19 protein-coding genes are annotated in these 24053 nt (G+C 50.6%); 9 read left to right on the plus strand and 10 right to left on the minus strand.

Annotated elements, in window-relative coordinates; genetic code table 11:
- The 5 genes from DFR27_RS12585 to rpmE all read right to left on the minus strand — a co-directional run bounded on the left by DFR27_RS12585 (position 1) and on the right by rpmE (position 5253).
- Entirely contained in the window at positions 1-165 is a 165-nt protein-coding gene (locus DFR27_RS12585; protein ID WP_170150818.1) for a hypothetical protein, read from the minus strand.
- Positions 166-192: 27 nt separating this feature from the next.
- Positions 193-2274 (minus strand): peptidase domain-containing ABC transporter, encoded by a 2082-nt coding sequence (locus tag DFR27_RS07935; RefSeq protein ID WP_121876914.1) that lies wholly within the window; start codon positions 2272-2274, stop codon positions 193-195.
- A complete protein-coding gene (locus DFR27_RS07940) occupies positions 2271-3479 on the minus strand; it encodes an HlyD family secretion protein (protein ID WP_121876915.1) in 1209 nt (402 codons plus the stop codon). The genes DFR27_RS07935 and DFR27_RS07940 overlap by 4 nt, the downstream gene beginning before the upstream one ends.
- Before the next feature lie 133 nt (positions 3480-3612).
- Positions 3613-4854 (minus strand): malic enzyme-like NAD(P)-binding protein, encoded by a 1242-nt coding sequence (locus tag DFR27_RS07945; RefSeq protein ID WP_121876916.1) that lies wholly within the window; start codon positions 4852-4854, stop codon positions 3613-3615.
- A 186-nt stretch (positions 4855-5040) separates the two neighbouring features.
- On the minus strand, positions 5041-5253 hold the full coding sequence (rpmE, locus tag DFR27_RS07950; RefSeq protein WP_121876917.1) for a 50S ribosomal protein L31: 213 nt from the start codon (positions 5251-5253) through the stop codon (positions 5041-5043).
- 177 nt (positions 5254-5430) lie between these two features.
- Between rpmE and DFR27_RS07955 the strand changes: the two genes are divergently transcribed.
- The 6 genes from DFR27_RS07955 (at position 5431) to DFR27_RS07980 (ending at position 12624) form a co-directional block, all read left to right on the plus strand.
- Entirely contained in the window at positions 5431-7587 is a 2157-nt protein-coding gene (locus DFR27_RS07955; protein WP_170150819.1) for a primosomal protein N', read from the plus strand.
- Positions 7588-7706: 119 nt separating this feature from the next.
- Positions 7707-9392, plus strand: a complete 1686-nt coding sequence (gene argS / locus DFR27_RS07960; RefSeq protein WP_121876919.1) for an arginine--tRNA ligase — start codon at positions 7707-7709, stop codon at positions 9390-9392.
- A 125-nt stretch (positions 9393-9517) separates the two neighbouring features.
- Positions 9518-10114 (plus strand): SPOR domain-containing protein, encoded by a 597-nt coding sequence (locus DFR27_RS07965; protein ID WP_170150820.1) that lies wholly within the window; start codon positions 9518-9520, stop codon positions 10112-10114.
- 242 nt (positions 10115-10356) lie between these two features.
- Positions 10357-10902: an ATP-dependent protease subunit HslV gene (gene hslV / locus DFR27_RS07970; protein ID WP_121876994.1), complete on the plus strand. Its 546-nt coding sequence runs from the start codon at positions 10357-10359 to the stop codon at positions 10900-10902.
- An 8-nt stretch (positions 10903-10910) separates the two neighbouring features.
- Positions 10911-12230 carry an ATP-dependent protease ATPase subunit HslU gene (gene hslU / locus DFR27_RS07975; RefSeq protein WP_121876921.1) on the plus strand — a complete coding sequence of 440 codons (1320 nt, stop codon included), beginning with the start codon at positions 10911-10913 and terminating at the stop codon, positions 12228-12230.
- 16 nt (positions 12231-12246) lie between these two features.
- A complete protein-coding gene (locus DFR27_RS07980; protein ID WP_121876922.1) occupies positions 12247-12624 on the plus strand; it encodes a gamma-butyrobetaine hydroxylase family protein in 378 nt (125 codons plus the stop codon).
- A 43-nt stretch (positions 12625-12667) separates the two neighbouring features.
- Here DFR27_RS07980 and DFR27_RS07985 read toward each other — a convergent pair whose 3' ends face one another.
- From DFR27_RS07985 to DFR27_RS07995, 3 genes are read right to left on the minus strand one after another with little or no spacing between them, the layout of a single operon-like run.
- Positions 12668-13873 carry a Bcr/CflA family multidrug efflux MFS transporter gene (locus DFR27_RS07985; protein WP_121876923.1) on the minus strand — a complete coding sequence of 402 codons (1206 nt, stop codon included), beginning with the start codon at positions 13871-13873 and terminating at the stop codon, positions 12668-12670.
- Between the two features lie 52 nt (positions 13874-13925).
- The gene (locus DFR27_RS07990; protein ID WP_121876924.1) at positions 13926-15104 is read right to left on the minus strand and encodes a pyridoxal phosphate-dependent aminotransferase; all 1179 of its coding nucleotides are present in this window, start codon (positions 15102-15104) and stop codon (positions 13926-13928) included.
- Positions 15104-16696 carry a 5-guanidino-2-oxopentanoate decarboxylase gene (locus DFR27_RS07995; protein WP_121876925.1) on the minus strand — a complete coding sequence of 531 codons (1593 nt, stop codon included), beginning with the start codon at positions 16694-16696 and terminating at the stop codon, positions 15104-15106. Before DFR27_RS07995 ends, DFR27_RS07990 begins: the two co-directional genes overlap by 1 nt.
- A gap of 131 nt (positions 16697-16827) precedes the next feature.
- On the opposite strand from DFR27_RS07995, the gene nhaC reads away from it, so the two are divergent.
- Positions 16828-18291, plus strand: coding sequence for a Na+/H+ antiporter NhaC (gene nhaC, locus DFR27_RS08000; protein WP_121876926.1), 1464 nt, complete (start codon positions 16828-16830; stop codon positions 18289-18291).
- Here nhaC and DFR27_RS12660 read toward each other — a convergent pair whose 3' ends face one another.
- Positions 18292-18516, minus strand: coding sequence for a hypothetical protein (locus DFR27_RS12660; protein ID WP_121876927.1), 225 nt, complete (start codon positions 18514-18516; stop codon positions 18292-18294).
- Positions 18517-18603: 87 nt separating this feature from the next.
- On the opposite strand from DFR27_RS12660, the gene DFR27_RS08010 reads away from it, so the two are divergent.
- Positions 18604-20760: a 5'-nucleotidase C-terminal domain-containing protein gene (locus DFR27_RS08010; RefSeq protein WP_121876928.1), complete on the plus strand. Its 2157-nt coding sequence runs from the start codon at positions 18604-18606 to the stop codon at positions 20758-20760.
- A 67-nt stretch (positions 20761-20827) separates the two neighbouring features.
- On the opposite strand, the gene thiI is transcribed toward DFR27_RS08010, so the two are convergent.
- On the minus strand, positions 20828-22285 hold the full coding sequence (gene thiI / locus DFR27_RS08015) for a tRNA uracil 4-sulfurtransferase ThiI (RefSeq protein ID WP_121876929.1): 1458 nt from the start codon (positions 22283-22285) through the stop codon (positions 20828-20830).
- Between the two features lie 351 nt (positions 22286-22636).
- On the opposite strand from thiI, the gene glnA reads away from it, so the two are divergent.
- Positions 22637-24043 (plus strand): glutamate--ammonia ligase, encoded by a 1407-nt coding sequence (gene glnA, locus DFR27_RS08020; RefSeq protein WP_121876930.1) that lies wholly within the window; start codon positions 22637-22639, stop codon positions 24041-24043.
- Positions 24044-24053: the final 10 nt, after the last annotated feature.

Below are 24053 nucleotides of genomic sequence, written 5' to 3' on the forward strand. Positions count from 1 at the left end.
CTAGACACCTCCTGTGGCGCTTTGATCAAAGACGAGTTCCTCGGGGGTCCAACCAAACATTTCAAATTCTGGTCGAACACCATTCGGCAGTTCGATGTAGATGATTGATGGTGGCGGATAGCCACCGCTTACTTGTTGCGCTTCACTGATAGATAACTCAGTCATATTGCACTCCTTTGCTTCGCCTGAACCTCAGGCCTGGACTGATGCACCTTGCATCAATTTGCTTACATCCACCAAGCCGGTGGCTGTTAATTCATAAACGGTATTGGCGGCGGCGATTGCAGCGCGGCGATGGGCAATAGACACCACGGTGATACGCAGAAGCTTAATATTAGCCAGAAGCTGAGCTTCAGCGGCATCGTCTAAATGGCTTGTTGCCTCATCTAGCAGTAACAGCTTAGGGCCCTGATAGAGTGCTCTTGCGAGGAGCACCCGTTGAATTTGTCCCTGCGAAAGTGCTGTATCTAGATCGCCAACAATGGTTTCTAAGCCCATTGGAAGCTGCGCTACCAAGTCATGTAGTCCGCAACACTGCATAGCTCGCTCCAGCGCAGCTTCGTCAACCTGACCCGCGAAACTACTAATGTTCTCTATCAGGGTCCCCGAGAGCAGCCGATCATCCTGTAGCACTTGGGCCACTGACGGGCGAATGTCAACACCTACCCCATAACCTACTTCTTCTCCGTGAATGAACACAACCCCCCGATCAGCGGGTAAATGACCACCAATAATTGCCATCAGCGTAGACTTTCCAACACCAGAAGGGCCGGTAATAACAATCATCTGCCCCGGTTCAACATGTAATTCAAGCTGGCTAAATAGCTCCACCGAGCTATGGGCAATTCGATAGGAGATATCGTGAATACTAAGAGTTCCCGCCCCGTCGCGAAGCAGCGTTTTCAGCTGCTTGGGCTGCGCTTCAATCAAGTCATCGATACGATCGAGGTGAAGACCCATCACACGGAGCTGACACACTTTGTCCACCACGGTATTAATCCGCTCATAGAACAACCCTCGATAACTTACGTAAGCAACCATATGACCAAGCGTCCAAACGCCATCAAGTACCAAATGAGACCCCATGAAACTGAGAACCAGGCCTTCACCGGCAATAATTAACAGTTGAATTTGATTGGCCCGAAGTAGCTTCATACCCGCTTGATAGCTCAGATCTGCGGACTTTTCCTGAGTCGTGTTCCAGCGTTGAAGGAATGACGCTTCCATACTCAGTGACTGAATGGATACCATACTTCGTAGCATTTCAACTCGTTGCGAATGCTCCTCCGCCGCAGCGATAACGGCGCGCTGCTGGAGTGCCCGTACGCTTGCATAGTGCCACCAACGAATAGCGATAAGTAACAGACTCATTGCACAGCTTATTAACGCTAGGGTTAAAGAGTAGAAAAACAATACCACGCAGAGCAGCAGGGCAAAGCTTATGGCAATCGCCAAGGGAACCAGAAGCTGGCTGAATGCGCCCCGTAGCTCCCGAATCGATTCAAACCTAGAGATGAGATCACCAATATTACGCTGCCGAAAGAAGTCCACGGGGATGGTTAGCAAGTGCCGAAATAGCTGCCAAGATAGTGACTTGTACAAACTATTATCAACGTTTGCCAACAGCCAATCCCGCGTATACTGCAACGCCACTCGCAAGACTAATAACAGAGAAAAGGCCGCGAGAAGCAACGTCATTAGGCGCGTATCACCCAGCATAATCCCGCGATCAATAAGTAACTGAATGTAATAGGGAGCTGTCAGCATGAGTAGCTGCGCCGCGATACTTAAGCCTACCAACCAGAGCATCGCTCGATTGAAGCTGGCACCCACTTTGATCCACTTGCGAAGCGACCCGCTGCCTGCTGGCAAAGTTAGTCTTACCGACGTATCAGCAGAGCACTCCAGTGCAACGCCGGTGAATTGTTCACCAACCTCAAGCCAGTCACAACGACGTCTCCCCACGGCTGGATCAATGATGTCTATACCCTGACGACCAACCTTCTCAAGGACCACAAAATGGTTGAAGCCCCAGTGAATAATGCATGGCAGTGTCAGTTGACTCAGTTGAGCTTTGGAAAGTCGAAGCGCTCGACAGCGGAATCCTAGCTGCTGCGCTGCCTCCGATAGTTGCATCAACGTCATCCCAGACTGAAAGCTAGAGAACTTTCGCCGCATCGCCCCTAGGTCCACCTTTGCATCGTAGTGATTGGCTACCATGGCTAGCGAAGCGAGACCGCACTCCGCCATGCCGGCCTGAAGAAACACCTTCATAGATTCACCCGCTCTAGTGGCAGATGTTGCCAGGCACGTTCCAGTAATGTGGCTTGCGATAGCTCAACATCAACTGTCACCGGCAAACCATCTACTAGATGTGAGGCCGCCAAGCTATCCGAGCGAATAACAGCTTCAGCCCAGTAACCCTGACCGCTATCCGTGATGACAGAGGATGATGCTAAGGTAGTTAGCGCGGCATCAATTAAGCCTAACTGCCTACCCCGCTCCCCAGCGAGGCGTAATTTAACCGGCGTAGTGAGCCCCACGCGATAGCGCTCATCCGCCGAGAGAATAAACTTCACTCGATAGTCCTGTTGGCCTGGGGCGAGGCTAAATAGTAAAGCCTGACTATCAACCAGCTGGCCTTCACGCACTGGCATCCAGTCAACAATGCCATCTTCCGGTGCCACAATGGTTAGGTGATCATTGCTTTCCAGTGTATAGATCTGCTGATGGATAGCGCGCTGGCGTGATTGAAAACTAAGCTGGTCACTATCCTGTTGCTCTACGAGCTGCCATTGACGCTGATGCAATGCCTCAAGCTGTTGATAATGGTGATGAAGGTTGTTAACACTTTCTATTAATTGGATTTCAGCGGTATCCAATTGCCCCTTCTCCTGATCTAAGTTGGCGTTAGCTAGCCATCCGCGTTCACTGAGTGTTTGCGCCGCAACGTATCGAGCTTTAACACGCCGATGTTCATCAACACGCAGTTCTCGGAGCCTCGCCATATCCGTGAGCAGACGATTCAACTGCGTAATTTGTGTTTGCGTTGCTGTCCATTGACGTAGCCTAGCTTGGCGCTGTAGTTCAAGCTGTGCTACCTCGCCATGCAGTTCCGCCAGCAAGGCATCCTGCTGCTCTCGCACTACCGAGCGCCCGGCCTGCCCCACCATCCACGAACGAAGCTCGGCCACAACCTGCCCCTGAGTGACTTTTTCTCCAGGACGAATAGATAATTTACTAATATAGGCAGCGGCATCACTACGAATTTCGACCGCGGGCTGGGCTGCAAAAACCCTTGCTGGAAAGGAGCGATAATCAGGAAACCGCCATGCCGCTACGATCACCACAAAAAGGACGAAGACAACCGCAACGCAGATGGCGGCCAACTCCAGCCTCCAGGGACTACGATAATTGATCCGAGCGCAGAAATGCGACTCTCGGGCCTCAATAGCTTGCTGGCGAAAGATGTTCCCCATAGGACCTCCTCATCAAAACGAGGAAGTAGATTAGAGCGTGACAAAAGGAATAACGACTGCTGAAAAGCAGAGAAAAACGAGTTTTCGTCGCCCTAGCTGAGCAAGGTGCTCACTAGGACGACGTAATACCCAGTTAGAGTGGGTAGTGAGCAGGGTAAGGCAGACGCGCAGCACCAGTAGAGATAGCAGCCTTGGCTACGGCATCCGAGACAACGGTTAGAAGCCTTGCATCCATTGGCTTAGGAATGATGTATTCAGGGCCTTTGCTCAAACTCTCAACACCACAGGCGTCTAACACTTCCTGGGGTACCGGCTCATTGGTCAGTGCCGCAATCGCGTAGGCTGCAGCCAATTTCATTTCCTCATTGATCTCACGCGCACGCACATCCAAAGCGCCACGGAAAATGTACGGGAAACCTAACACGTTATTCACCTGGTTTGGAAAGTCAGAACGACCCGTAGCCATGATGACATCGGGACGAATAGCTTTCGCAACCACCGGATCAATCTCTGGGTCAGGGTTCGAACAAGCAAAAACGATTGGCTTAGGCGCCATTTTCTTCATTTGAGACTCAGACAGTAAGTTCGCACCAGAGAGTCCCAAAAAGATATCCGCACCATCGATCGCATCATCCAAAGTACGGCGATCCGTCTCGATGGCAAACGCCTGCTTGTATTCGTTCAGGTCGTAGCGCTCGGTTTGAATTACACCACCACGATCAAGCATGAAGACATTCTCTCGTTTCAAACCAGCAGAGATCAGTAGATTGGTGCAAGCAATTGCCGCAGAGCCGGCGCCTAAACATACCATTTTCACATCTTCGATACGCTTACCTTGAACTTCTAAGGCACTCAACATTCCAGCTACCGTTACGATTGCCGTACCATGTTGATCATCGTGGAAGACTGGAATATCACAGGCTTCAATACAGGCTTTTTCAATTTCGAAGCATTCCGGCGCTTTGATATCTTCGAGGTTAATGCCGCCAAATGTTCCCGCAATACGAACGACGGTATCAATAATATCCTTGGGCTCAGACGCATCAATCTCGATGTCAACAGAATCAATATTCGCAAAACGCTTAAACAGTAGCGCTTTACCTTCCATTACTGGCTTTGAAGCCAATGGCCCCAGATTCCCTAGGCCGAGAATGGCACTTCCCGTTGAAATGACCGCAACCAGATTACCTTTGCCTGTATAACGGTAGGCAGCTTCCGGATCTTCGGCAATGGCCTTAACGGGTTCAGCAACACCTGGACTATAGGCAAGCGCCAAGTCACGCTGAGTTTCCGCTGAGGTCGTCAGCTCAATACTAATTTTCCCGGGGGTCGGGTACTGATGGTAATCTAGCGCAGCTTGCTTTTCGTCTGTCATGTCGTGTGCCTAAAAAGGTATGTGGAGTGCCAGTCAATATAACAAATGATGAACCACTTGAGGGTTCAAATAATCAATAGTAAGTATGCACTTTAGTAATGGTAGCCAATAAAATGTGACCGACCAGTCATTTTAAGTGCAAAAAAAAGCGCTCCGAGAGCGCTTTTTTCTTCAGCGTAGGGTGTCTTACTTGTAAGAACGACCGCCGAAACGCTGTTTGAAACGATCAACACGACCGCCTGCATCAAGAACCTTCTGCTTACCTGTGTAGAACGGGTGGCACTTTGAACAAACGTCGATGTGGAAATCTTTACCGATAGTAGACTTAGTCTCTACCTTGTTGCCGCAAGAACAGGTTGCAACAACTGAATCGTATGCTGGGTGAATATCGTTTTGCATGATGAACCTCGTTATGTGCCGCCACTTGATCTCTCGTCAAGCACCGCACCAAGTCAATGAAATTTGAGCGCGCATCCTAACAGAAGAATTGATAATTGCCAAACGTATTTAATGTGGTTACAAATGCGTATACTAACAAACTCAGCAACAAATACTCAGTCGATAGGTGAAACAACTTTGAGCGCACACACCATTGCCGTGGCGTTACCCGTCCCCCTAAAGCGAAACTTTCATTATCTGAGTGATTCAGCTGTGTCACCAGGCTGTCGCGTTCGCGTGCCGTTTTCAAATCGCGAGTTGATTGGGACCGTGGTTGAGGATAACAGTACTCCGCATAGCGGAGAGCTTAAGGCAATAATTGAGATTATCGATGAGGCACCTTTCGCCAATCAGCGTTGGTGGCAGCTCATTAACTTTACCGCGAGTTACTATCTCGCTCCAATTGGTGAGGTCATTAGCTCTGCTTTGCCAAAAAACCTGCGAGACGGTCGACCACTGTCAAATTATCGTGCCGACTGGTTTCAACTTACCGATGTCAATGCCGTTGCGAAGGGTGTTCAACAGCAACGCTGTTTAGACGCCTTAAGAAGTGGCCCCATGGAATGGTCTCAGCTGCGCGAAGCAAAAGTTACCAGAGCCACCCTGAAACGTTTGCTCGAATTAGAGCTAGTCGCTGAATACGACCACCTGGGTGCTGAGACGCCCTGCCGTTTAACCCAGTCCCCCCCAGAACCCAATGCAGAGCAACTTGCTGCCATTACCGCTATCACCCAAAGTACGGGTTTCAGCTCTTGGTTGATCGACGGTATCACTGGCTCGGGAAAGACCGAAGTATATCTGCGGTCCATTGAGCATTGTTTGGCTCAGGGTCAACAGGCTTTGGTATTAGTCCCTGAAATTGCCCTCACGCCACAGACTCTCGAGCGCTTCAGTGCCCGCTTTGCCACCCGCATTGCCGTTCTGCATTCAGGGCTCGCGCGCGGCGCGCGCTGTGAAGACTGGGTCAGCGCGGCTGATGGTTTAGCCAGAATCATTATCGGTACCCGATCAGCCATTTTCGCCCCCATTCCGAAGCTTGGCCTTATCGTAGTAGATGAAGAGCACGATTTATCCTATAAACAGCAGGACGGCTTTCACTATAGTGCCCGTGACCTTGCTATCGTTCGCGCTAAGCACGCTCAATGCCCTGTTATCTTAGGATCCGCTACGCCTTCGCTTGAGTCGCTCGCCAATGCCGAACGAGGCGCTTATCAAAGGCTCGAACTCTCCGCACGTGCTGGCGGCGCTAGTAGCCCCAGCGTTGAGCTAGTCGATATTCGCCAAGCCTCGCGTGATACCGGCTTGACCATGGCGGCGTTAGACTCCATTTCGTCCTGTCTCGCTCGCGGTGAGCAAGCGCTTGTTTTTATCAATCGGCGAGGCTATTCGCCGGCACTTATGTGTCAGCACTGCGGCTGGATTGCCGACTGCCCTGCCTGCACTCGTCACTTTACCGTCCATCAACGTCATCAACAGTTAGTTTGCCATCATTGTGATGTGGTTGAGCCGGTAACTCACCGCTGCCCTCAGTGCTTTAGTCAGCAGTTAGATCGCGTTGGCGAAGGCACCGAGCGAATCGAAGAGCGACTAATACAGCTGTTTCCTGATACGCCAACGATTCGCATTGACCGCGACACCACTCGGAGCGCTCAACAACTCGCCGAAAACCTTGAACTGGTCAACAACGGCCAGCCCTGTATTTTGGTTGGCACCCAGATGCTCGCCAAAGGGCACCATTTTGAGCGAGTCACGCTTGTGGTTGTGCTAGACATTGATAGCGGGCTCTATGCCGCTGATTTCCGCGCACCAGAAAGAACTGGGCAGCTACTGACCCAAGTAATGGGCAGAGCTGGACGCGCTGAATTAGCCGGACAGGTGTTAGTACAGACATCTTTACCTGACCACCCTCTGCTGCAATCACTCTTATCACAGCCGTATCGCATTTACGCATCCATGCTGCTTGCCGAGCGCCAGCGTTTTGGCCAGCCGCCATTTAGTGCGGCGGCGCTGTTAAGAGCGGACCATCCTCACCAACACCAAGTGGATCAATGCCTCTCGCTGGCCAGGAACTTCTGCGCCAACGCAGTTCAACATGGCGTTCTCCAATGCCAAGGGCCTATGCCAGCCCCCTTAGCAATGCGAAACGGTCGTCAACGTGGTCAACTTTGGTTCTTTGCTAGCCATCGGAATAAGCTGCATAGCGCTATGCAAGCCTTAGACGAACTACTCACAAATAGTAAACTCGTAGGCGGCTTACGCTGGTCTATTGACATTGATCCGCAGGATAGCAATTAGAAAAGAGCGGTAAATCGCCCTAATGACGAAAGATTTTCCCCACGAGTCCTTGTTAGACGGCTAAAATACAACGATAATTCACCGTTTTAACCGTCAGCACTCATGTAGCACAGGACTCTATGAAACAGCATATCAGTGATCTCATCAATCAGGCTTTAATTAACATGCAGAACGGCGGTCAATTACCCGCCGAGCTCAGCCCCAATTTCAATGTCGATCACACCAAGGACAAAAGCCATGGAGACTTCGCTACCAATGTAGCCATGACGCTGGCGAAACCGGCTAAATCAAATCCGCGGGCCATTGCGCAGATGATTATCGACGCCCTTCCTGAATCGTCGAAAATCAGCAAGGTCGAAATCGCTGGACCTGGCTTCCTAAATTTCTTTCTCAGTGCCGACTCCGCTCAATCAATTATCAATGATGTACTAGCCGCGGGTGCAAGCTTCGGCCACAACAACAGCGCTGAGGGCACCAAGGTGCAAGTTGAGTTCGTCTCAGCAAACCCTACCGGCCCGCTTCATGTTGGCCATGGGCGAGGCGCAGCGATTGGCGACTGCCTCTGTCGACTATTGAAAGCAACAGGGCACGAGGTCACCGCGGAATTCTATTACAACGACGCGGGCCAGCAGATTAACAACCTGGCTCTTAGCGTTCAGGCTCGCGCCAAGAATTTGGGACCGGAAGACGATAGCTGGCCAGCCGACGGCTACCAGGGGCAGTATATTGTTGATGTGGCAGAGTCGTTCATCCAGGGTGATACGGTAACAGCTGCCGACAAAGCAGTCACTGCTAATAAGAATGTTGAAGACCTCAGTGCTATTCGCGATTTTGCCGTGGCCTACCTACGCCGTGAGCAAGATCAAGATCTTAAGGCCTTCGGTGTCAACTTCGACATCTACTTCCTAGAGTCTTCGCTCTACGAAAGTGGCTCGGTAGAAGCTACCGTCCAATCACTAATTGATAGCGGCTACACCTATGAAGATGGCGGCGCTCTCTGGCTGCGCACCACTGATTTCGGTGACGACAAAGACCGCGTCATGCGTAAACGAGAAGGTGGCTACACCTACTTTGTTCCCGATGTTGCCTACCACCACAACAAATGGCAGCGCGGCTTCAAGCGTGTCGTCAACGAACAGGGCGCCGACCACCATAGTACCATCACTCGTGTTCGCGCAGGGCTTCAAGCGCTGGATGTTGGTATCCCGAAGGGATGGCCCGAGTACGTTCTGCATCAGATGGTGACGGTCATGCGCGGTGGCGAAGAAGTTAAACTTTCAAAGCGGGCCGGCAGCTACGTGACAGTAAGCGACCTAGTGGAAGAGGTGGGCCGTGATGCCACACGTTATTTCCTTGCAGCGCGCTCTGCCACATCTCAGCTCACCTTTGATATTGATTTGGCTACCGCTCAGTCAAATGACAACCCGGTCTATTACATTCAATATGCGCACGCGCGTTGCTGCGCAGTCATGCGCAAGCTGGCCGAACTTGGCGAAAGCTGGGACCAGGCAGATGCTTTAGGCAAATTGGATGCCCTTGGCGAAGAAGCCGAGAATCAGCTAATGAAGCGGTTATCGCAATTCCCAGAAGTGGTCAATAATGCGGCTCAACGTCTTGAGCCACATACTATTGCCAACTACCTTCGTGAGCTAGCGGGTGAGTTCCATACCTACTACAACGCGCACAAAATGATCATTGAAGATCATAAAGTTCGCGACGCACGTCTAGCACTTGTTATGGCCTGTAAAGTGGTCATTGCGAACGGCCTTGATTTACTGGGTGTATCTGCGCCTGAGCAAATGTAGCTAAACGTGAGGCGGTGCTGCTGCGCCGCCTCAAAACTTCGAACTTATTCTCAGCTTTCGCCTTAACACTCCCTGTTTTTATCGGTATGCTAAAGCCTCATCTTTCGGACCTATTAATAAGAGTAATGCCTGCAACTATGGTCGCTACCAAGAACAAACGAAAACCTCAGCGCGGCGCGAAAAGAAGAGCCGGAAAGCGCAACGCCAACAGCCCTATGCCGAAAATCGTTGGCGGAATCCTTGGCGCGGGTGTGTTATTCGCAGGTATTGTTTGGCTAAGCCAGCTACCCAAACCCTCCTTCAATGATGAAGCTTCATCAAGCCAAACATCAGCTGAGGTTTCAAGCTCCCAGGCCGACGCCATTGTCGAGGATGCTCCGGTAGAAATCGAATATGAATTCTACGATACGCTACCTAACGAAGAAGTCATTGTTGATGCCCAGCCTGGACAGCGAAATGCTGGACCTCAGGATTTCTACTACAACCTGCAGGCCGCGTCGTTTCGCCAAAGCGAAGATGCTGAACGTGCGCGTGTGGAGTTATTGCTAGCGGGTCTTAACGCATCAATTCGCACTGTAAGCGATGCTGACGGAAATCCCTGGCACCGAATTATGGTGGGCCCCTTCGAGCAATACGGACCCATGGACGAAGCTCGCCGTCAGTTGATTGAGCGTGGCATGACTCCATTAGTATTTAAGCGCCCAAAAGAAGACAACCAATAGCCCCTCTTCTTTCAGCTATGCTCGAACTTAACTTTAGTTGCGAGCCAGTGGTTTGAAAGGAGACTTAAGCGCCCTGCTACGCACACTCAGTGATCAATGCGTAGCAATGGCTTTCTTAGCTACTGTAAATTATCAGCTACTCACGCTAATTGATTCTCCAGCAGTAGCCGGCAAACATTGAAATATTCGAAAGCACCCCCATATCAAATTAAACACGACTCAATTTTGTAAGGAATATGACGTTGGAACAGTATCGAGGCACAACCATTCTATCGGTAAGAAGAAAGGGTAAAGTCGTCATTGGTGGCGATGGTCAAGTCACGCTGGGTAACACCATCATGAAAGGAAATGCTCGTAAAGTTCGTCGTTTATACAACGGCAAAGTCATTGCTGGTTTTGCCGGTGGAACGGCCGATGCATTCACCCTCTTTGAACGTTTCGAGGCCAAACTTGAACTTCACCAGGGACATCTTGTCAGAGCAGCCGTGGAACTAGCCAAAGATTGGCGCACCGATAAAATGCTGCGTAAGCTCGAAGCGCTGTTAGCGGTCGCCGACGAGAACGACAGCTTAATCATTACCGGTAACGGCGATGTCGTCCAGCCAGAAGATGACCTCATTGCTATTGGTTCTGGAGGCTCATTCGCGCAGTCTGCTGCCCGCGCCCTATTAGATAATACCGAGCTAAGCGCTGAAGATGTGGTCACCAAGTCGCTAACCATTGCCGGCGACGTCTGCATCTACACCAATCACAATTTCACCGTCGAAACACTCGACTCAAAACGCTAAGGTTTACTATGTCATCGATGACCCCAAGAGAAATCGTTCACGAGTTGGACCGCCACATTGTTGGCCAAAAAGATGCGAAGCGTGCGGTAGCTGTTGCACTCCGTAACCGCTGGCGCCGAATGCAGCTAGACGAAGAGCTGCGCGCCGAAGTAACACCTAAGAATATTCTGATGATAGGCCCAACAGGCGTAGGTAAAACCGAGATCGCCCGCAGGTTGGCTAAGTTAGCCAACGCTCCGTTTATCAAGGTTGAGGCCACCAAGTTCACCGAAGTTGGCTATGTAGGCCGAGACGTCGAATCTATTATTCGTGATCTAGTTGAAACCTCCATCAAACTACTTCGCGAGACGGAGGTGCAGAAAGTCCGTCATCGTGCGGCCGACGCGGCCGAAGACCGAATACTCGATGTTTTGTTACCCCCGGCACGCAATAGCAGTGAAAGTGAGAGCGACTCAAGCACTCGCCAGCTATTTCGCAAGAAGCTTCGCCAGGGCGAGCTGGACGAAAAAGAAATCGAAATTGATGTCGCCTCCGCGCCAATGGGTGTCGAGATTATGACACCTCCGGGCATGGAGGATATGGCTAGCCAATTGCAGAACATGTTCAGCAATATGGGCTCTGAGCGTCTAAAGAAGCGCCGCCTCACCGTTAAACAAGCGCTCAAACAAGTGATTGATGAAGAGGCTGTGCGTTTAGTCAACGACGAAGAGATCAAAGCCAAAGCAATTGATGCTGCCGAGCAAAATGGCATTGTCTTCATCGACGAAATCGATAAGGTCGCCAAGCGTTCCGAGGGCGGTGGTACCGATGTCTCGCGCGAAGGTGTTCAGCGTGATTTATTACCTTTAATTGAGGGCTGTACCGTTACCACTAAGTACGGCACCATCAAGACTGATCATATTCTCTTTATCGCTTCGGGCGCATTCCACCTTTCTAAGCCCTCGGACATGATTCCAGAGCTTCAAGGCCGACTGCCAATTCGCGTTGAGTTGCGAGCGCTTACCCCCGAAGACTTCGAACGTATTCTTACGGAACCCAAGGCATCGCTGGTAGAACAGTACAAAGCCCTGCTAGCAACAGAGGGCGTAGATGTTGAGTTTAGTAGCGCAGCCGTTAAACGGATTGCCGAAGTATCTTGGAAGGTTAATGACACCACCGAGAATATCGGCGCTAGACGCTTACAAACGGTAATGGAGAAACTACTTGAAGAGATCAGCTTTGAGGCCTCTGATCGCGATGGACATCGCGTAGAGATTACCCCAGAGTTTGTCGATGGCGCCTTGGGCGAAGTTTCCAACAACGAAGACCTAAGTCGTTTCATTCTCTGAGTAGGAAAGTAATACGGTGACAGCACCTCAAAAAGTAATCCTCCACCGTCGTTCAAAGACGCTAGAGCTCGCATGGCCCGATGCGTCTTTCACCCTTAGCGCCGAGTACCTGCGCGTCTGCTCGCCGTCGGCAGAGGTGCGAGGCCACGGCGGACAGAACGAAGTGTTGCAGGTGGGCAAGCGCGATGTGGCCATTAGTAAAATAGCACCTTCCGGGCATTACGCTGTGCAGATTAGTTTTGACGATGGTCACGATACAGGCCTTTACAGCTGGCACTATTTACGCGAGCTGGCGGAAAACTTTGCGGAACGCTGGGCGGCTTATCTGCAAGCACTTAAGGCGGCAAACCAAAGCCGCGACGCCGACACCTCCATCGTCAAATTCATTAACTAGCTAAGTATTAGAGGGTATTCCACTCAATCCACACTCGCTAAGCTTAGCCGTGGCGTACCTTAAACCCTCTATGAAGGCGATAGCAGAACATTGAAGCCGAGGCACTAATAACAATGGTCAGAGCCATATTAGTTTGCACATTAAAAGGCAAAATAGTTGACGCCGAGCCAATCAACGCGCCCACACCAAAACGAAAGCTACCCACTACCGAAGAGGCCGTGCCCGCCATTGTTGAGTGACGTTGAAGTAATTTCGCCATTAAATTGGAGCCTACCATTGTAGTAGCACCAATAATTACCATACAGGGAATCACCACCAGCCAGATAATACCGTCCACGAAAATAGACGGCAGTAACAACATGGCTCCGAAAAATTGCACATAGAGCCCCCAACGAAGCATATGCGGAGCCCCCTTTCTACCCACAAAACGGCCATTAATAAATGTCAGTATCATCAGCGCGACAACATTAAAGGCGAAAAGATAACCTACTTTATCGATGTCGATATCATATAGCTCAATGTAAACATATGAGCCAGAGATCAGAAACGAAAACAAGCAAGCAAAGCTGAAAGCCCCTGCGCACATCAGCGCGAGACTCACAGGGTCCGCAAAGATCTTGCGATAGTTTCTTAGTGAGCGCCCAATAGCAAGTGGTTGTCGGTATTCCTTGGCAAGCGTCTCAGGTATGAATAGCATCACTAAGATACAGGCCGCCAACCCCAGTAATGCTAGCGACCAAAAGATGCCTCGCCAACCAAACCAGAGGGCCACATAACCACCAATGAGCGGCGCAACGAGCGGAGCTAGTGTCATCACCAGAACAATGAAGCTCATCATCCTCGAGAAATCGTCCTGCTCGAACATGTCCTTCACAATGGCCGAAATCATTACTCCTGAGGCGGCGCCCGCCACCCCCTGGAGAGACCGCCAGAGATTCAGTTCGCTAATACTTTCGGCACGCGCGCACAAAATAGCGGTGATGGCGAAGAGAATAGAGCCCACCAGCATAACTCGCCGGCGACCAACGCTATCGGAGATAGGACCAACCACTAGTTGCCCGAGGGCGAAGCCAACCGAGAATAGCGTAAGCGTTTGCTGTACCTGAGTTGCTGAAGCCTCAAAGGCCAACCCAATTTGAGGAAGCGCAGGCAAGTACATATCGATGGCCAACGGCGTTAGCGCAGCGATAAATCCGAGTAGCGCAATCAGCGGCCAATTTAGCGCTGGTAGCTGCCGTTGGTTTGACATGTACAAACTCCGTTCCGTGTTAGCTAAGCCTAATCGAGATTAGGCGTGGGTGCTAAGTTTCTGTTTGCCGCAGGTAGAAACGGCTCAATCGCTGAATCGCTCGCTCCATATCAGCTCGTGACACACAGAAACTCAAGCGAACAAAACCCGAGGCTGAAGTCCCGAAGGCATCCCCGACCAGCACCGAGACCCCTTCTTGATCTAATAACTGTTCGGCAAAGCCTTGTGCGCTAAGACCGGTTGGCCGAATATCTAACATTAAAAACATGCCCGCTGGCGGAATAAACGGCAAGGGTATACCCGCGGCTCGCAAAGTCGCCACGGCAACATCGCGTCGAGCGCGGTAAGTCTCTCGCATTACTTGAGTAATGGAAGCATGCTCGCTAAACGCCACTTCGGCTGCACGTTGTATAAACATTGGCATACCGTAAAGCATACACAACGCCAGATTACTTAGGTGCTCCGCGAGCTGAATTGGCCCGGTTACCCAACCTAAACGCCACCCCGTCATCGCATGTGACTTAGAGAGCGAGTTAATGGTAATCAAGTGCTGATCGATTCCGTCCAGCTCAAGTGGTAAGACATGTTCACCCTCGTAGACCAACTCACTATAAACCTCATCTACAATAAGCCATATCTTGTGCGTGACAGCTAGCTGAGCAAGCTTCTGCCAATCCCTCGAAGAGAGCATTGCACCCGTTGGGTTATTAGGTGTATTAATCACAATGGCGCGAGTGCGCTCATCAATCTTCGACTCGATATCCTCAAGGTCAATCGCCCAATTTCGCTCAGCTTGAAGTGCGGAACCTCGAATTTCAGCTTGAGCCGCACGAAATACGGCCTCGTAGGTGATGTACATTGGCTCGGGAATGATGACATTATCGCCTGGCTCAAAGAGACACTGAGCCACACTGAAGAGGCCGCATTGTGCACCTGCCTGCACCACAATTTGCTCTGTCAAAACAGTACGTTGACGGCGCTTCGATTCCCACTGAGAAATCATTGTTCGAAGCTCAAGTTCACCCTGGCAATCGGTGTAATGAGACTCATTTTCCTGAATGGACTGGATTGCCGCCGACTTAATTAACGCGGGGGTATCCACATCGGGGTCACCCACTGAAAGGACCACGATATCCTCACCGGCCTGTTGACGCGCCATAGCTCGGTAGTGAATATCCCATGCTGCGGCACCTTCGGAGGCAATGCGCTGGGTCAGACTAGAAAACTTCATTAATCTCGTTGCTCCAAAGCATTGGCATCTAACTCCACAAACCAACAGCCGGATTCGGCTTGAAGGCGCTGCAACGTTGCCGCTATCTCACTCATTTGACTGATCTTTTGATAACCAAAATGGTAGCCCCGCGCAAGGAGTTCGAAGTCAGGGTTATGCATCGCGACCGCAACCGGCTCAATATTTCGCAATTCCATGTCGTCCCAAATCTGCCCTAAACGACTGTTATTCCACATCAACACAATGAAACTCTGCTCGGATAGATATTCCGCCGCCGTGGCGAGCTCATTAATGGTGTATTGCAAACCACCGTCTCCCACTAACACCACCACAGGTAACGGTTCGCCAATCGCGGCGCCAATTGCGCTGGGTAGCGCGTAACCCAAGGTCCCGTAGCCCGTTGGGTGGAGCCATTTATTAGGTTGTTCTACCGAATAGAAGATATTTCCAGAGTAAGCCAATTGCGTCATGTCAGTACTGATCACAGTGGCCGGCGACAAGCCGTCGCGAATAGCGGCTAACACCTGTTGATGAGATTGATACATCAATGGCAAGTTGTCTTGCAATGCCGCCCTCAATTGTCTCACCCGCTCCTCAGCCGCCGCCTTTTCTCGGACGGCCAACTGATTATTCAGGGCGCGCAGCGTGATGACCGAGTCGGCTACCATGGCAACCTTGGCGGGATAAATCCCGGTCATCTTCTCTGGGTCCACATCAATACGAATCAAGTTAGCGCTTATTTCGATGCGGTCGCGCCAGAAGTCCGTATCCGCCAACTCAGTTCCTACGGCGATCACGCAATCGGCTTCGGCAATCATCTGCCAACCGGGCTCTACACAGAGCAAGGACCCCGCCAGCAGCGAATGAGTGCTTGGTAATACTCCCTTCGCCGCAACCGAAGTAAACACGGGGGCAGCAATGGTCTCGGCCAGTTGCTGTAATTCCGCCGCCGCGACAACAGCGCCGCCACCGGCGATGATCATGGGTTTCTTAGCAGAATTCACTAGTGCTAGCGCGCGTTCCAGCTCTACTAGGTGCGCTGGACGCTGGGGGAGTTCTTTCGCCGTCCACATTTCCGTCACAGGCAGTGCTAAGATATCCAATGGCACCTCAATATGCACCGGCCGCGGTCGTGCTGAAGAAAAGATTGCGAAAGCTTGATGAATCAGCTGCTCCGCTTCGCTGGGAGACGACGCTCTCGCCGATAGCGCCGTCACCGGCCGGGTAAAGTCCAGTTGTTCCTTCGACTCATGCAACCTTCCGGCACCCTTGCCCAAGCTCCAAGATTCATTAACACTTGAAACCACCAGCATGGGAATTGAATCGGAAAACGCCTGCCCTATCGCGGTGGCAATATTGCTAACGCCAGGTCCGGTAATCACGAATGCTACACCCGCCTTCCCAGTGGTTCGCGCATAACCATCAGCCATAAAGCCAGCCCCCTGCTCGTGTCGAGACAGGACGTGGCGGATAGGGGATTCAGCCAACCCTCTATACAGCTCTAAATTGTGTACGCCGGGAATACCAAAAACGGTATCTACACCGTAGCTTTCCAGTAACTTCACCATCGCCTGACCGCAGTTTTGCGTCATGCGTAACTCCTTATCTCTGTAAATATAACGTTTTCAGCTCGTCCAGCTTCTTGGGGCGGGCAAATGTCTTCTCGGCGCTCGATTAATAGCGGCAAGTATGATTGACTAAAACCAACTATAAGGAAACTGCTATGCCAAGAAAAATAGTCAACGGATGGGACGCCCTATTCATCACGTTGTTGATCATCTTTTTCATCGGGGGAGCGATTGCCACCTTTGGTGCTGATTCACTCGCGGGCGCTACCCAAGTTGCCCTTTTTTTTAGCGCCATCTGCACCGGTCTAATCGGGGTTAAGAATGGGCTTAGCTGGGATGACATCGAAGATACCATTGTAGCTACTGTTGGCCGCGCTGTAATGCCCCTGATCATATTTTTAGCGGTTGGTTGCCTCATTGCTGGATTGATGATTTCCGGAGCTGTCCCAACGCTACTTTATTATGGTTTAGGTATGCTCTCGCCTACCTTCTTCTATCCGCTAGCCTGTTTACTCACGGCTTTGGTTGCACTGTGTACCGGCAGCTCGTGGACCACGGCGGCTACGGTTGGCGTGGCACTCATTGGCGTAGCGATGGGCTTCGATTTATCACTACCGATTGCCGCCGGTGCAATTATTTCTGGTGCGTACTTTGGTGACAAAATGTCACCCCTATCCGAAACGACCAACCTGGCCTCAGCGATAGGCGGTGCGGATCTATTCGTTCATATTCGGCATATGATCTGGGTATCCGGCCCCAGCTTTGCTATTAGCCTAGCGGCATTTTTTATGATTGGCCTTGCCTCGGAGCTACCGGCTGACTTAGGCGACAAGATTGAGCTTATGCAGCGCACCCTGGACCAACAGTTTAACCTCAGTTTACTCAACACACTGCCTATCCTCGCGCTGCTGTATATGAGTTACAAACAACAACCTGCACTACTCGCTATTTCGGCGGGCGTAGGTTTAGCCGTTATCGTCAGCTTCATCACTCAGTACGAGCTAATTCTTCGAACCATCACACTACTTTATGGGGCCGATGGTTCCATGCTTATGACCCTATGGAAGGTGATCTACGATGGCTTTTTGATTGAAACGGGAGTTAAAGAACTCGATGATCTGCTATCTCGCGGCGGCATGGAGTCAATGGTCTTCATGGTGTGGTTAGTTCTCTGTTCAATGATGCTTTCAGCAACCTTGAGCGCCACCGGTTATATTCAATACCTATTAAATAAGCTGCGCGCCATTATTCGCGGAACTGGCTCGCTCATTGCCACTACGATTGGCACCTCGGTCACCGTTAACATGCTTACCGGAGACCAATATCTTTCACTGGTACTACCCGGACAGATGTGGAAGGATGAATACGAGAAGCGAGGACTAAAGCCTGAGAACTTAACCCGCACCCTCGAGGATGGCGGCACGATTACTTCGCCCTTGGTCCCCTGGGGGGCGTGTGGCGTATTTATGGCCGGCACACTCGGCGTACCAACGCTCGAGTATTTACTATTTTGCTTCTTCTGTCTGCTCAATCCACTGATTGCCATTTGCTACGGCATCTTCAACATTCGGATTAGCCATCAGAGCTCAGCAACCGAACTAAAACGGGCTAGTTCCTAATTAAAGACTCCTCTCAAGACTCCACTGTTCAGCGCCGTGAACTCCGTCTCGGCGCTGACCTTCAAGGCTAATTTCAACCCGTTGATAAGCTAGAAGCTGAACCGCTAAAACTTTTCCTTCAAAGCCAGTGTGGAAACGGTCGTACCCGTGAAAATACTTACCACAGGAAACCTTCCAACGTTTTGACTGTCTTATCAACAGCACGCTTAGTGTGATAAAATTCACTCAGTTGGCACGCATAAATTTCATTAATAGCGCGCCTTACTAACAACCATCAGGGTTTCATTCACTCGCTCATACTGGAAGAATAGATTGTTACGCATTGCGCTCTTCAGCTTACTATTTTTATCGCTCCACAGCATTGCTTCCGCCCCTGTGCAGTTGCGGATCATCAGTACCGGTGATCTAAACGGCCAGCTGCTATCCTATGACTATATCGCTGATCAAGAGACCGATGAATTCGGCCTAGCTCGAGCCGCCACCCTTATTCGAATGGCAAGGAGCGAATCAGATAACAGCGTAACCGTAGACTCTGGAGATCTACTCAAAGGCAGCCCCATGGCAGCCTGGGCTGCGCAGCAAACTTTCACTCAAGCAAATGGCGGACATCCCGCCTACCAAGCCCTTGACCACCTAGACTTCAACGCTGCAGCACTGGGAGATAGTGACTTCTATTACGGCCTTGACTATCTGATGCACTCGGCATCACTTAGTAATCTGCCTATTGTTAGCGCCAATCTCTATCGCCGCGGTATCAACGGTCAACGCGGCCCACACCTCTTGAAGCCTTGGTATATCGAGTCGCGGCAGCTGCGAGACATCGCCGGAAACATTCATCGTGTCAACATTGGTTACATTGGCTTTACGGATCCCAACTCACTCCGCCAAGACAACGCGCTGCAATCTCGAGTAGAAACTCGCTCCATCCTCGCGTCAGCTCGTGAAGAACTACCACGATTAAGAGCAGCTGGTGCTGATGTGATTATTGTCCTGGCTCACACCTCTCTCTCAGCCGTTGACTCGAGTCTGCCCACTCAACGAAACGTCCTTGAGTCACTCGCCAGAGAACCCCTGGTTGATGCCATTATATTCAATCAAACTAACGGTAATTTTCCGAACCCAGCTCTGCAAACGCCCTATCGAGTTGACGCCGTTCACGGGAAGATTTTTGGCACACCTGCGGTAGCAACTCAACGAGCAGGACAACAAGTAGGTGTGATCGATTTATGGCTTCGCAAGGATCGTGGTAGCTGGACCGTTGGTCGCTCACAGGTAGAGATCCGCTCCGTTCAAAGACCTGGCCGAAATGTCGTAGAGTACAAAGGGCTAAGCCTTCGACTAGCCGATGCCCATCGAAAGACTCGCCACTTTGCCAACCGACCCATTGGTAGAACCAATCAAAGCTTGAGTAGTCTTCTGGCGCAGCTCCAAACGGACACAGCCACTCAGCTGTTACATCAAGTACAACTTGACTATGCCTCCAAGCAGCTCACGCTAGAGGACTCAACACCGTTGCTATCCTTAGTGTCACCGCCGTTAGTGGGTGATAACGGTAACAATCCAGAGGCTTATACTTGGATTCCTACTGGTGTGGTAACCTACCGTCAGGCCGCCGGCATCTTTCCTCGCAACGGTAAATTAAACATTGTCCGAGTTCCGCCGGCCTTAGTGGTAGAGGTGTTAGAGTGTTCCGCTGGTCAATACCTCCAGCTCAGCAGAGCTCGCGATGATGCCCAACCATTACTAAGTAAGGAATTCTCACCGGCAAATTTTGTCGATGTTAGTGGCATGTCCTACGAGATAGACCTCTCGAAGTCTCCTCGGTATAGCAATGACTGTGCTGCCTTTTCGGCGCATGACCATCGCATTCGAGTTTCGCCCTATGACCAAGCGCTATTTTCACTGGACTCAATCCTCTTGGTTGTTGAGGACAGCCAGCTAGCACGAATTCAACAGAGCTTTCCAAACATTGAGATTGACCTCATTCATCGTGCTGGTAGCTCCCTACAGGAACAGCTCATTCGAACCTTTGAGGCGGCTAATGTCGCAGGCGTTTCCATTCCACTCGAACAACATTGGCAATTCGCCGCGGTGCCGTCCTTCTTCCAACTCAACGCCGGCTTTGCAACGCATTCAGACCCGCGTTTTCAACACTATATTGCCGCCAACGCGACACTTAACGCGCGCTATCTAGCTGTTGGTCCCGACGGCTTCGGCGTGTACCGCTTACAATTTCCTTCGATAGAGCCAAATCTACCCGACACCTACGTGCCATCACCAGAACTGGAATTTGCCTTACCGCAGATTGCTACCACTATTGAGACGCCTATTGAAGAACAGCGCTCTCGGCATATTGAGGAGCCTGCTTCGTTGCAGCTTGATGGGGTGACGGTGAAGGCAACGCCGTTAAGATTTAGCCCCGAGGAGCAGATTGAAGTGGGAAGACCTGAAACGCCAGAGGGTGGCTAATAGGTATCATGGGAAGGTTGTAGCAACTAAACACTAAGATACTACAACCCACTTAGCTATACTTAGCTCAACTAGCTGCCGGGCGATAGACCGCAACATTTTGATAGCCATCCGCTAACAACTGCTGAGCATGAAGCCCGCTCATCACGCCACGGTCACAGTAGAGTAAATAACGCTGATTGCTATCGAGCTCAAGAAACTTAGCTGACAGCTCATAGAATGGTATTTCCAAGTGTCCTGGGCCAAGATCTATTGGTCGGAGATCAACTTCATCAGGATGACGAATATCAATAATAACTTCATTTACCTCTGCATGATCAACCTCAGGGGCTTCTTCGTATCCCTCAAGTACGTCATGTACCACGGATTCGATACCCACATTTCGAGCTGAAGCAACAGCCTCTTTCAACACCTCAAAATTAAATCGCTCTTCCTCAATCTCAACCTTGTGCATCCTAGCGCGAGTAGTTGGATTAACCGATATCACGCCGCAGTATTCAGGGATTGACTTGGAAAACTCCTCGGTGCCGATGTGTGCCGAAGTACGAATAATTTCAGTCTTATCCATGGTCGCCAGCGGGCGAAGTACGAGCATGTCTGTCACTTGGTCAATAACCGAAAGATTGCGCAATGTTTGCGAGCTTACCTGAGCAACAGATTCGCCGGTTACTAACGCTTCAATCTCAAGTTGCTCAGCGACCTCTGCTGCCGCGCGAAGCATCATCCGCTTAAGGATCACACCCATGTAACGATTATTCACATTGGTTAATAGTTCGTCCACTACGCCCTCAAAGGGAATACTGACGAACCGGACTCGATACGAAGATCCGAAACGCTCCCAAAGATAGTAAGCGACTTCTTTCACCGCTATTTCGTGAGCCCGGCCACCCAGGTTAAAGAAGCAAAAGTGCGTTGGCATGCCTCGCTTCATAGTGAGGTAGGTAGATACAGTGGAGTCAAAACCTCCAGAGATGAGACTTAGTACCGGATCCAAGCCGCCAATAGGATAACCACCCAGCCCCTGAATAACCTGCTCAACCACAAACAAACGCTTCTTGCGAATCTCTACACGGACCGTTTCGTCTGGATGATGTAAATCAACACCGCCAGTTTCAAGCTTGGCCAGAATCCCACCGCCGATCTTTTGCTCGGCCTCATGGGAGTTGAAATCATGAGTCCCCACGCGTTTAACACGCACAACAAAGGTCTTGTCACGCAGGCGCTCTCGGTTTACTTCGGCTACCTTCTCAATAGTGTCATCTAAGTCGACAAACTCGTATTCCTTAACCACGATGAAATTAGCGATACCGGCGATATGCGCCAGCACATCGATCATCTCTCGCCCTTTAACCTCATCAACATCCGTAAAGATGTCTAATTTGTCCCAAGTACTTTTAACCACCACGCTGCGGTCAATCAACTTTAACGAGCGCGTAATATTGGTTCGGAGCTTGGCGATCAGCTGCTTTCGAACAGGCTTACTTTTAATGGTGATTTCGGGGAATAGCTTAACGACGAATTGCATGATGAACCTGACCGTAAAAAATATTTTCTAATTATAAGTGCAAGTCTGCCAAAGCACACGCCCAAGTGGCATAAATGTCAGTTTAGACTAAGGAATTAAGCACTCTCGCCTCAACGCACTATAATGGTGCAAATTAGGGATCATGCAGCGCCTTGCAATGCACCAATATAGTGCATTAGCAATCTACATTCTCGTAGATGCAAGCTGCACACCCCAAAATTACGCGCTTGCCACAACTGGCACGCTAATTGCTTTAATGCGTAGCAACAATATTAAAATAAACCAAAAAGAAGGTGTGTTGGACTAACCCTCTAATCATCTTGGTTCGCCTTTATCCATTCGGAGGAATTTATGGCAGATAACACTTTAGGTCTCATTAAAGAGCATGACGTAACTTGGATCGATCTACGTTTTACGGATACTCACGGCAAAGAGCAGCACGTCTCTATCCCTGTAACCGAATTGAACGATGACTTCTTCACAGAAGGTAAAATGTTCGACGGCTCTTCAATTGCTGGCTGGAAGGGCATTAACGAATCAGACATGATCCTTATGCCTGACGATAGCTCTGCTGTAATGGACCCGTTCACTGACGAACCTACCCTAATTATTCGTTGTGACATTGTTGAGCCTAACACTGGGCAAGGTTACGAGCGCGACCCACGTTCTGTTGCAAAGCGCGCTGAAGCTTACCTAGAAAGCACCGGTCTTGGCGACACTGCTTACTTCGGACCAGAGCCTGAATTCTTCGTATTCGACGGCATTCGCTGGAACGACAGCATGAGCGGTTGTTTCTACGAGATCGAATCAGAAGAAGCAGCTTGGAACAGCGGCAAAAACTACGAAGGCGGTAACATGGGCCACCGTCCTGGTGTTAAGGGCGGTTACTTCCCAGTAGCACCTGTTGACTCACTGCATGATATCCGTGCTGCGATGTGTTCAGCTATGACAGCTATGGGCCTAGAAGTTGAAGTACACCACCACGAAGTTGGTACCGCTGGTCAGTGTGAAATCGGTGTTCGTTTCAACACGCTAGTTCGCAAGGCTGATGAAGTTCAAATGCTTAAGTACTGTGTTCACAACGTTGCGCATGCATACGGCAAGACAGCTACTTTCATGCCTAAGCCGGTAGTTGGCGACAACGGTTCTGGTATGCACTTGCACCAGTCGTTCTCTAAAGACGGCGTTAACCAGTTCGCTGGTGATGAGTACGCGGGACTATCTGAAACTGCTCTTTACTACATTGGCGGTATCATCAAGCACGCTAAAGCACTTAACGCTTTCGCAAACGCTTCAACTAACTCGTACAAGCGTCTTGTACCGGGCTTTGAAGCGCCGGTTATGCTTGCTTACTCAGCACGTAACCGCTCTGCATCTATTCGTATTCCTTTCGTACCTAGCCCGAAGGCTAAGCGTGTAGAAGTTCGTTTCGGTGACCCAACAGCTAACCCATACCTCATGTTCTCAGCAATGTTGATGGCTGGCCTTGACGGCATTAAGAACAAGATCCACCCTGGCGATGCAGCTGACAAAGATCTTTACGATCTTCCACCAGAAGAAGCAGCGGCTTACCCGACTGTTGCTGGTAGCTTCGACGAAGCACTTGCTGCCCTCGACGCGGATCGTGATTTCTTGACGGCCGGTGGCGTATTCACCAACGACATGATCGATGCATTCATCGAGCTTAAGAATGAGGAAGTGACTCGCCTAGCGATGACTCCACACCCTGTTGAGTTTGACATGTACTACTCAGTATAAGTTAACTTAA

This window comes from Umboniibacter marinipuniceus, assembly GCF_003688415.1.
GTDB classification, from domain to species: domain Bacteria; phylum Pseudomonadota; class Gammaproteobacteria; order Pseudomonadales; family DSM-25080; genus Umboniibacter; species Umboniibacter marinipuniceus.

Bases quoted from the DNA above. Each gene is read 5' to 3' on its own strand.
- hslU (WP_121876921.1), top strand. From the start codon at position 10,911: ATGTCATCGATGACCCCAAGAGAAATCGTTCACGAGTTGGACCGCCAC.
- rpmE (WP_121876917.1), bottom strand. From the start codon at position 5,253: ATGCAAAACGATATTCACCCAGCATACGATTCAGTTGTTGCAACCTGT.
- DFR27_RS07945 (WP_121876916.1), bottom strand. From the start codon at position 4,854: ATGACAGACGAAAAGCAAGCTGCGCTAGATTACCATCAGTACCCGACC.
- DFR27_RS07965 (WP_170150820.1), top strand. From the start codon at position 9,518: ATGCCTGCAACTATGGTCGCTACCAAGAACAAACGAAAACCTCAGCGC.
- DFR27_RS07935 (WP_121876914.1), bottom strand. From the start codon at position 2,274: ATGAAGGTGTTTCTTCAGGCCGGCATGGCGGAGTGCGGTCTCGCTTCG.
- DFR27_RS12585 (WP_170150818.1), bottom strand. From the start codon at position 165: ATGACTGAGTTATCTATCAGTGAAGCGCAACAAGTAAGCGGTGGCTAT.
- glnA (WP_121876930.1), top strand. From the start codon at position 22,637: ATGGCAGATAACACTTTAGGTCTCATTAAAGAGCATGACGTAACTTGG.
- DFR27_RS07940 (WP_121876915.1), bottom strand. From the start codon at position 3,479: ATGGGGAACATCTTTCGCCAGCAAGCTATTGAGGCCCGAGAGTCGCAT.
- DFR27_RS07995 (WP_121876925.1), bottom strand. From the start codon at position 16,696: ATGACGCAAAACTGCGGTCAGGCGATGGTGAAGTTACTGGAAAGCTAC.
- argS (WP_121876919.1), top strand. From the start codon at position 7,707: ATGAAACAGCATATCAGTGATCTCATCAATCAGGCTTTAATTAACATG.
- DFR27_RS07985 (WP_121876923.1), bottom strand. From the start codon at position 13,873: ATGTCAAACCAACGGCAGCTACCAGCGCTAAATTGGCCGCTGATTGCG.
- nhaC (WP_121876926.1), top strand. From the start codon at position 16,828: ATGCCAAGAAAAATAGTCAACGGATGGGACGCCCTATTCATCACGTTG.
- DFR27_RS07990 (WP_121876924.1), bottom strand. From the start codon at position 15,104: ATGAAGTTTTCTAGTCTGACCCAGCGCATTGCCTCCGAAGGTGCCGCA.
- thiI (WP_121876929.1), bottom strand. From the start codon at position 22,285: ATGCAATTCGTCGTTAAGCTATTCCCCGAAATCACCATTAAAAGTAAG.